Annotated in this window: 8 protein-coding genes; all 8 read right to left on the bottom strand. The window is 67.7% G+C overall.

Going from position 1 to position 9,195, the window contains the following annotated elements; genetic code table 11:
• A partial coding sequence (locus E8A12_RS08730) for a hypothetical protein (RefSeq protein WP_293367700.1) occupies nucleotides 1–386 on the bottom strand: 386 nt, incomplete at its 3' end.
• 183 nt (nucleotides 387–569) lie between these two features.
• Complete coding sequence (locus E8A12_RS08725; RefSeq protein ID WP_293367704.1) at nucleotides 570–2,984, bottom strand: PAS domain-containing protein; 2,415 nt, start codon at nucleotides 2,982–2,984, stop codon at nucleotides 570–572.
• Nucleotides 2,985–3,129: 145 nt separating this feature from the next.
• Nucleotides 3,130–3,819 carry an ABC transporter ATP-binding protein gene (locus E8A12_RS08720; protein ID WP_293367698.1) on the bottom strand — a complete coding sequence of 230 codons (690 nt, stop codon included), beginning with the start codon at nucleotides 3,817–3,819 and terminating at the stop codon, nucleotides 3,130–3,132.
• Complete coding sequence (locus tag E8A12_RS08715) at nucleotides 3,812–5,050, bottom strand: lipoprotein-releasing ABC transporter permease subunit (RefSeq protein WP_293367702.1); 1,239 nt, start codon at nucleotides 5,048–5,050, stop codon at nucleotides 3,812–3,814. Before E8A12_RS08715 ends, E8A12_RS08720 begins: the two co-directional genes overlap by 8 nt.
• A 56-nt stretch (nucleotides 5,051–5,106) precedes the next feature.
• Nucleotides 5,107–6,426 (bottom strand): proline--tRNA ligase, encoded by a 1,320-nt coding sequence (gene proS, locus E8A12_RS08710; protein ID WP_293367696.1) that lies wholly within the window; start codon nucleotides 6,424–6,426, stop codon nucleotides 5,107–5,109.
• A 74-nt stretch (nucleotides 6,427–6,500) separates the two neighbouring features.
• Nucleotides 6,501–6,761, bottom strand: coding sequence for a DUF1467 family protein (locus E8A12_RS08705; protein WP_293367694.1), 261 nt, complete (start codon nucleotides 6,759–6,761; stop codon nucleotides 6,501–6,503).
• Nucleotides 6,761–7,183 carry a methylmalonyl-CoA epimerase gene (gene mce, locus E8A12_RS08700; RefSeq protein ID WP_293367692.1) on the bottom strand — a complete coding sequence of 141 codons (423 nt, stop codon included), beginning with the start codon at nucleotides 7,181–7,183 and terminating at the stop codon, nucleotides 6,761–6,763. The genes E8A12_RS08705 and mce overlap by 1 nt, the downstream gene beginning before the upstream one ends.
• Nucleotides 7,184–7,224: 41 nt before the next feature.
• The coding region (locus E8A12_RS08695; protein ID WP_293367690.1) for a CoA transferase at nucleotides 7,225–9,195 on the bottom strand (1,971 nt) is incomplete at its 5' end.

Below are 9,195 nucleotides of genomic sequence, written 5' to 3'. Positions count from 1 at the left end.
GCTCCAGACGGCGGCGCGGGATAATAGTAGCCGCCCGGCGGCGGATAGGGCGCGTAGTAGCCCCCGTAGTAGTAGGGCGAGTCCCAATACCAGGGGTCGACGACGCTCAGGCCAAGCGCGAAGCCCAGGCCGAAATCCGCCGCGTAGAACGGGTAGCCGAAGCCTACGAAGCGCGGCCCGAACCCGTGACGGTACCCTCCTGCGAAGCCCGAACGCCCGGCGAAGCCGCCGGGGAAACCGCTGCGCCCGCTGCCCGTCGGGCGGCCGCCCGATGGCGACGCACTACTGTGGCCCCAACCGCCGTGACCAGAAGAATCCGCCGCAGCCGCCGGCAGAGCCGTGGCGAGCAGGCTGGCGCATCCAAGCGCCGCAACAATCGTCTTCAACAAGACCTCCATCGAGGCCGAGGCCTAAAGGCCAACGGTTAAGCGTCCCACGGCCAAGATAGGCCGGTGCGCGCGTTCCGAAAAGCCCCCGTGTTACAAAGACTTCTCTGTATCACTGGGTTTACGATGTTACGCGGCGGACACCCCGTTCGGACGATGTCCGCAGAAGTGGCGGCGCGGCGCTCAACTCTCGATCAGGCTGCGGATCTTGGCGCCAAGATTGGCCATCCCGAAGGGCTTGGTGATGACCTCCATGCCGCGATCGAGATGGCCGTTGCCGATGACCGCGTTCTCCGCGTAGCCGGTGATGAAGAGGACCTTGAGATCCGGGCGCGACAGGCGCGCCGCGTCGGCGACCTGGCGCCCGTTCAACCCGCCCGGGAGGCCAACGTCGGTGATCAGCAGATCGATGCGGACGTCCGACTGCAGGATCTTGAGGCCGGCGGCCCCGTCGACCGCCTCGATCGCAGCGTAGCCGTTCTCCTCCAGGACCTCGGCGATCAGCATTCGCACGGTGGGTTCGTCATCGATGACCAGCACCGTCTCGCCTTCGCCCGGCTCGATCACCTGAGGTGGAAGCTCGTCCTCCAGAGCCTCCGCAGCGCCGGCGAAGCGCGGCAGGTAGAGGCACATGGTCGTGCCCTTGCCGACTTCCGAATAGATGCGCACCTGGCCGCCGGACTGTCGCACGAAGCCGTAGATCATGGAGAGCCCGAGGCCGGTCCCCTGTCCCAGCGGCTTGGTGGTGAAGAACGGATCGAAGACCCGCTCGATCACATCCGGCGTCATGCCGGAGCCGGTGTCGGTGACGCAAAGCGAGACGTACTGGCCCGGCTGTAGTTCGCGCTCCCGAGCGGCCCGCGCGTCGAGCCACTTGTTCGCTGTCTCGATGGTCAGGCGTCCGCCCTGAGGCTCCATGGCGTCGCGCCCGTTAAGGCACAGGTTAAGGAGCGCATTCTCCAGCTGCGAACGGTCCACCCGGGTGAGCCACAGGCCGCCGGCGCCTACCACCTCGACCTCCACCGTCGGTCCCACGGTGCGGCGAACCAGTTCCTCCATGCCGGCGATCAGGCGGTTCAGGTCGGTTGGCCGCGGATCGAGGGTCTGGCGGCGGGAGAAAGCCAGCAGGCGCTGGGTCAGGGCCGCGGCGCGGCGCGCGCTCGACTGGGCCGCGGTGATATACCGCTCGACGTCGTTCAGGCGCCCCTCGCCAAGCCGCTTGTCGAGCATCTCCAAGCTGCCGGTGATCCCCGCCAGCAGGTTGTTGAAATCGTGGGCGAGGCCGCCGGTGAGCTGGCCGACAGCCTCCATCTTCTGCGACTGGCGAAGCGCGTCCTGGGCCGTCGCCAGTTCGGCTTCGGCCGCCTTCTCCTCGGTGATGTCGCGGCCCGTGCAATAGACCATGCCCTCTTCCGGCACCCCGACCCAGGAAATCCAGCGGTAGGCGCCATCCTTGCACCGATACCGGTTTGGAAACCGGATCGCGGGTTGCCCGATCTGGGTCAGGGCGAAGCCTTCCCGGGTCCTTTCCAGGTCGTCGGGGTGCAGCAACTCCCAGATCGACATCGCGGCGACCTCGTCCTCCGTCCAGCCGAGAACGCTCATCCACGCGGGATTGGACGTCTCGAAGTAGCCCTCCGGATTGAGCGCCCCCATCAGGTCGGGCGTCACTTGCCAGACCCGGCCGCGCGCCTGGGTCCGCTCGATGACCTTTCGCTCCAACTCGGCGTTGAGCTCCCGCAAGCGCGCTTCACTTTCGCGGAGGGCGCTGGTGGTTCGGTGCGCCTCCGTCACGTCGAACCCGTCGCAGAAGATCCCCGTCACCGCTCCGCCCGCGTCCCGGATAGGAGCGTACACGAACGTCAGATAGCGGACTTCCTCGGGCTGAGCGGGCGCGCGGCGATAGCGGACCTCGGCGCTTTCGAATTCCTCCATCTCGCCGGTCGCGTAGACCCGATCGAGCGACTCAAAGAACCCCTGCCCTTCGATGCTGGGGAACGCGCGCCGGATGGGCTTGCCCACCCAGTCGGCGCTGCCGAAAACCCGGCGGTGGGTGTCGTTGACGAACTCCACGACATGATCGGAGCCGCTCATCACGATGATGAAGCCGGGCGCCTGCTCGAACTGCTGGCGTTGGCGCTCGCTGGATTCGGCCTGACGGCGGTCAGCCAGCACCCGCTCGGTGGTTTCCACGACGATGGCGATGACGCCGCCGGGTCGGCCGGTCTCGTCGATGACCGGCGAGTAGTCCAGGTTCATCCAGACCTGCTCGGGCTTGCCTCTCCGGTAGAGGGTGAGTTCCTGATCCTTGTAGGCCAAGGTGCCCCCGGCGAGGCCGACCTTCATGACGTTGTCGTTGAAGTCCGCGACCTCGGGCCAACCCTGACGGACCTTGCTGCCTAGGATTTGCGGATGACGGCCCGCGGCGAACACCGAGTAGGCGTCGTTGTAGATCATGATGCCGTCGGCGCCCCAGAGCAGGACCATGGGCACCGCCGAATTGAGCATAAGGCCGACGGTCGTCTTCAGGCTTTCACGCCAGACCGACAACTGGCCGAGCGATGCGGACCAGTCGTGGGTGGCGATAAGCCGTCCCATCTCTCCGCCGCCGGCGAGGAAGCCGGCTGGGGGTCTCACGTCACCAAGGCTACTTTCCGCCACCCAAACGCCCCCTCGCGCCCGAAATTGAACGCACCGTCAAAGCATAACCCCCGGAGATCGCTTATGTTCCGCGCCGGCGGAGCTAGGCCTTGGCCTGTGGCTCGAGATGCCCGTCCTTGAGCGCGAAGACACGGTCCATGTGCCGAGCGAGTTCGAGGTTGTGGGTGGCGACCACGGCTGCGACGCCGGTGCGGCGGGCGAGGTCGTAGAGATTCTCGAACACGGCGGCGGAGGTGGTCGGGTCAAGGTTGCCGGTGGGCTCGTCGGCCAGCAGCAGGCGCGGTGAATTGGCCAGCGCCCGGGCCACCGCCACCCGCTGTTGTTCGCCTCCGGACATCTGGGCCGGCTGATGCAGCAATCGCTCGGCGAGGCCGAGCTCGCCGAGCAGTTCGGCGGCGCGGGCCTGGGCCTTGGCGCGCGCCACGCCGGCGATCATCAGCGGCAGGGCCACGTTGTCCAGCGCGGTGAACTCCGGCAGCAGATGGTGGAACTGGTAGACGAAGCCGATCGTCGCCAGCCGGACGCGAGTGCGGTCACGGTCTGGCAGGTCGGAGCAGTCGCGGCCCTCGATGGTGATGCGTCCGGCGTTGGGATGCTCGAGCAGGCCGGCGGCGTGTAACAGCGAGGACTTGCCGGAACCCGACGGGCCGATCAGGCCCACGATCTCCCCGGGCATCACGTCAAGATCGACGCCGCGCAGGACGGTGAGTTCGCCCGCGCCGGTGACATAGGACCGTTCCAGTCCGCGGATCGACAGGACCGGCTCACTCATAGCGAAGCGCCTCCACCGGATCGAGGCGCGAAGCGCGCCAGGCCGGCGGCAGGGTCCAGACCATCGACATGAGGAGCGAGAAGGCGACGATGATCGTCACCTCCATCCAGTCGACCTTCGCCGGCAGGCGCGACAGGAAATAGACGTCCGAGGCGAAGACCTGCTGCCCTGTCGCCCATTCCACGAAGCTCTGGATCGGATCGATGTAGACGGAGACCAGTACGCCCACCGCCAGACCGGCCAGCGTGCCCGCCGCGCCGATGGCCGCGCCCGCCATGAAGAAGATCCGCAGGATCGAGCCCTGTCCCGCCCCGATGGTCCTGAGGATCGCGATGTCGCGGCCCTTGTTCTTCACCAGCATGACCAGGCCGGAGATGATGTTCATGGCCGCGATCACCACCAGCATCATCAGGATCAGGCGCATGACATTGCGCTCGACCTTCAGCGCGCCCCAGTACGAAGCGTCGCGCTGGGTCCAGTCGGCGACAAGGGCGGCCGGGCCGGCGGCGCGGGAGATCGGGGCCTTCAGCCGTCCGGCCTGGTCGGGATCGCGGACGCGAATCTCGATGGCGTCCACCGAGCCCCCTCGGCCGAAGAACAGCTGCGCCTGCGCCAACGGCATGAAGATATAGGCCTGGTCGTACTGGCTCATGCCGGCGGTGAAGGTGGCGCCGACGATATAGGATTTCTGCAGCGGTGTGCCGCCGAAGGCGGTGGCGCCGCCGGCTGGCGAAATCAGCGTGATGTTGTCGCCCGGCTTGACGCCCAGTTGCTCGGCCAGGCGGGCGCCGACCACCACCACATCGCCGCCATAGGCGCCTTGCCCGAACCCGCTCAGGCTGCCCTTGGTGATGTTGCCGGCGACGATCCTGGTGGCCATCAGGTCCTGGGGCGAAAGTCCGCGCACCATGGCGCCGGTCACCTGGCCCGGGCCCATGGCGATGGCCTGGGCGTCGATCACCGGGAAAGCCTGGGTGACGCCGGGCACCTTGGCGATCTTCTCGACCGCGCTGTCGCGCATCTGGGCGTTGTCCAGCAGGCCGCCGGTGACAAAGACGTGGCCGTTGAACCCCAGGATCTTGCCGAGCAACTCGGACCGGAAACCGTTCATCACCGACATGACGATGATCAGGATCGCCACCGCCAGGGTGACGCCGGTGAAGGAGATGATCGAGATCAGGGCGACGCCGCCCTCGCTCCGCTTGGCGCGCAGATAGCGGCCGGCCAGCATCCGCTCCCACAGGCCGAAGGGCCGCGCGCGTCCGCCGATGCCGGCGCGTGGATCGGTCACCCGGCGATGACCTTCAAGGCGGCTTCCAGCGGCAGGGTCTGGCGCTCCCCGGTGGCGCGACGCTTGATCTCGACGACGCCGTCGGCGACGCCCTTGGGCCCGACGATCAACTGCCAGGGGATGCCGACCAGGTCGATGGACGCGAACTTGGCGCCGGGACGGTCGTCCCGATCGTCCAGCAAGGGCTCCTTGCCGGCGGCTTCGAGCGCCTTGTAGGCCTGCTCGGCCACGGCATCGACCTCGGCGGTCCCGGGGCGCAGGTTGACCACGGCGACGCCGAAGGGCGCCACGGCGTCCGGCCAGATGATCCCGGCTTCGTCGTGGCTGGCCTCGATGATCCCGGCCACCAGGCGTGAAACGCCGACGCCGTAGGAGCCGCCATGGATCGGGGCGTCCTTGCCATCAGGGCCGGTGACCAGGGCCTTCATGGGCTTGGAGTATTTTTCGCCGAAGTAGAAAATGTGGCCGACCTCGATGCCGCGCGCCGTCATCCGCTTGTCGGCAGGGACTTCCGCCTCGAAGCGAGCAGCGTCGTGCATCTCGTCGCTGGCGGCGTAGAGGCTGGCGCGCTGCGTCACCAGCGGCTCCAGGTCGCCGTCCCAATCGATGTCCGGACCGGGCGCCCCCATCTCCACCAGGTCGCCGTGGGCGAAGACCTCGCTCTCGCCGGTGTCGGCCAGGATGATGAACTCGTGGGAAAGGTCGCCGCCGATCGGGCCCGGATCGGCCTTCACCGGGATCGCCTTCAGTCCCAGCCGCGCATAGATGTTCAGATAGGCCAGGAACATCCGGTTGTAGGATTTGCGCGCCGCAGCCTCGTCGATGTCGAAGCTGTAGGCGTCCTTCATCAGGAACTCGCGGCCGCGCATCACCCCGAAGCGCGGACGCCGCTCGTCGCGGAACTTCCACTGGATGTTGTAAAGATTCTTCGGCAAGTCCTTGTAGGATTTCACATAGGCTCGGAAGATCTCGGTGATCACCTCTTCCGCTGTGGGCCCGTACAACAGGTCGCGGTCGTGGCGGTCCTTGATGCGCAGCATCTCGTCACCGTAGTCGTCGTAGCGGCCGCTTTCGCGCCAAAGGTCCGCGAGTTGCAAGGTCGGCAACAGGACCTCGATGGCCCCGGCCCGATCCATCTCCTCGCGCACGATCTGCTCGATCTTCTTCAGCACCTTCAACCCCAGCGGCAGCCAGGCGTAGATGCCGGCCGCCTCCTGGCGGATCATGCCGGCGCGCAACATCAGCTGGTGGGAGACGATCTGGGCGTCGGCAGGCGCCTCGCGCAGGGTGGGCATGAAGTAGCGCGACAGGCGCATGATCGGGGAGCTTTCCTAGGAATCCGCAGGCGGACGGATCTGATAGCCTTGGCCCTGCGACCTTGGCAACGCGTTCAGGTCCCCCAGGGTATCTTCGCCAGGTCGATCAGCTTGAAGTGGATCACCAGCCAAAGGATCGCGAAGACGACCGCCGAAACCCAGGTGGTGGTGATGAACTTCTTCTTCAGCTTGGGATCCACCGGCGCGCCGGGATCGGAGCCGTCATTCGGCAGGCCCGCGTCGGCGCGGCTCTGCACCCCGATCGGCAGAACGGCGAACAGCACCGTCCACCAGATGGTCAGGTAGACAGCAATCAGGGTGATCGGGCCGCCCATCAGTGAGTTCCCTTCGGGATTTCCATGAGCTCCACCAGAACGCCGCCCATGTCCTTCGGGTGGACGAAGATCACCGGAACGCCGTGCGCCCCGATGCGCGGTTCGCCGGTCCCCAGCACGGTCGCGCCCTTGGCCCGCATGTCATCACGAGCGGCCAGGATATCGGGGACCTCGAAGCAGACGTGATGTTGGCCGCCCTTGGGGTTCTTTTCCAAGAAGGCGGTGATCGGGGAGTTGTCGCCGTAGGGCTCAATGAGCTCGATCTGGCTGTTGGGCAGGTTGACGAAACAGACCCAGACGCCCTGCTCGGGCATGGAGAAGGTTTCCGAGAACTCGGTCGCCCCGAGCATCTCCCGGTACATCTTGACCGAGGCTTCGATGGACGGCGTGGCGACGCCGACATGGTTCAATTTGCCGATCATGCAGCCGGGTATAGGGCGCCGGGCGCGCCGCCTCCAGCGTCCTACTGCACGGACAGCGCGGCGTTGTCGTTGCCAGTACGCGCGGATTTGGCCAGATGCGGCGCGACATGCACCGGTTCGAAGACCGCGCCAGTGGCCAGCAGGGCGGCCATCCGCTCGGCGGATATGCCAAATTCGGCCAGCAACGCGCAGGAGTGCTCGCCCAGGTCCGGCGTCGGATATTGAAACCCTGCGGGCGTGCGGGAAAAGTCGGCGTAGCTGCGCACGCCGACGATGTCGCCCAGCCGCGGATGCGTCCAGCGCTCCAGGGCGCAGTTCTCCCACAGCCACTTGCTCTCCAGGGCTTCGGCGGCGCGCAGGACCGGCGCGGCGGGAACCCCTGCGGACAGCAGGGCGTGGACCGTCTCGTCTCGGCGGCGGTTCGCGAGCGCCAGGGCGATCGCCTGGGCCAGGAGCCCGTCTCGCGGGGCAGTCAGCGGATCGTCGCCGTACTCAAGGCTGAGAACCCGGCTCAGCCCCTCGGCGGCCTCCTGCGTCTCGCAGACCAGGGCAAGCCAGCCGTCCTCGCACGAATAGAACCGGTGCAATGCCCGCGGTCCCAGGCAATCGCGGCCGCCGAGATCGTTAGGCGGACGGCCCTCATAGGCGACCACCTCGGCCAGCTGGAAGGTCAGGCTCTGGGACATCAGGCTGGTGAGGATCTCCTGGCCCGCGCCGGTGCGTACCCGAGCGTTGAGCGCGGCGACCACGGCCATGGAGACGACCGCGGCGGTGGCCACATCGTTGACCGGTATGGTGTGCAGGATCGGCTCGTCGTCCCCGCCCTGCGCCTGCTGCATTCCGCCCTCGGCCTGCAGCAACGGATCGAAGCCCGGCAGGGTGGTGCGTGGCCCCTTGTCGCCGTAGGCGTTGATCGAGCAGGAGATGATCCGCGGATTGATCTGCGTGAGCCTGGCGTAGTCGATGCCGAGCCGCGCGCGCACGCCGAACCGGTAGTTGTCGAGCACGACGTCGGCCTGGCGCACCAGGTCGTAGAACAGCTCCTTGGCCGCAGGCTGCTTCAGGTCCAGCCCCAACCCACGCTTGCCGCGGTTGTAGGCGCAGAAGCCGCCGCCATCGCTGCGGAACGGGTCGCCCTCCACCGGCTCGATCTTGATGACATCGGCGCCCAGGTTGGCCAGCACGCCGCCGGCATGCGCCCCGGCGATCACCGTGCCGAGGTCGAGCACACGTACGCCGTCCAGCGGCGAGGCCACGTCGCCCAGCCCGCTCGGCGACAGCGGCGTGCGGGGCGGCCAGGCCGGCGCGGCGGCGATAGGCTGGGCCAGGCCGCGGATCGAGCCGGGCGTCTCGCAGAGCCTGGCCGGCGGCGCAGGCATCGCGACCTCACCCAGCGTCGGATGGCGGAAGACCTCGCGCAGGTCCCCCTGCGCCACCGCCTCGCCGGCGAACCAGGCTTCACGCGAACCGACCGGCGCGCAGGGGACGCCGTTGTCCTGCAGGATTTGCAGCCACTCGGTGCGCGGACGGCTGGCGAAGATGGCGACCAGCGCCTCCCGGGCTCGCAAGGGGTCGATCGCTAGGTCCTCCCAGCGGTCGGCGATGCCGATCGCCTCGAACGCCTTCAGGTAGAAGTTGGCGAACAGCGTGCCGAGGAAGAACCACTGCCCGTCAGCGCAGCGGTACAGTCGATAGCTGGGCGAGGCGCCCAGCGGCTGGCCCCGCGGCAGCGGCGGCGCCTCCAGCACCCGGACAGGGCCGGAGACCTCCGAGAGCGCGTTCAAGCCGCTGACCACCACGGCCTGCCCCTTGCCGCTGCGGCTTCGCTCCAGCAGCGCCGCGCCGATCGCCGAGGCGCCCAGGACCCCCTGGCCGTACCAGATCAGCGGCAGGACCAGATGGATGGGCTGGTCGGCGTAGGCGCCCTGCCGGAAAGCGACGCCCGAGAGCGCGGTCAGCAGGCTATGGTGCGGCGGGATGCGGCTCCAGTCGCCGCGCACTCCATAGGGCGG

Source organism: Phenylobacterium sp., from assembly GCF_004799395.1.
In the GTDB taxonomy this organism is placed as follows: domain Bacteria; phylum Pseudomonadota; class Alphaproteobacteria; order Caulobacterales; family Caulobacteraceae; genus Phenylobacterium.
The sequence above is the reverse complement of the archived record's forward strand: the minus strand, read 5'-3'. Positions and strand labels throughout refer to the sequence as shown.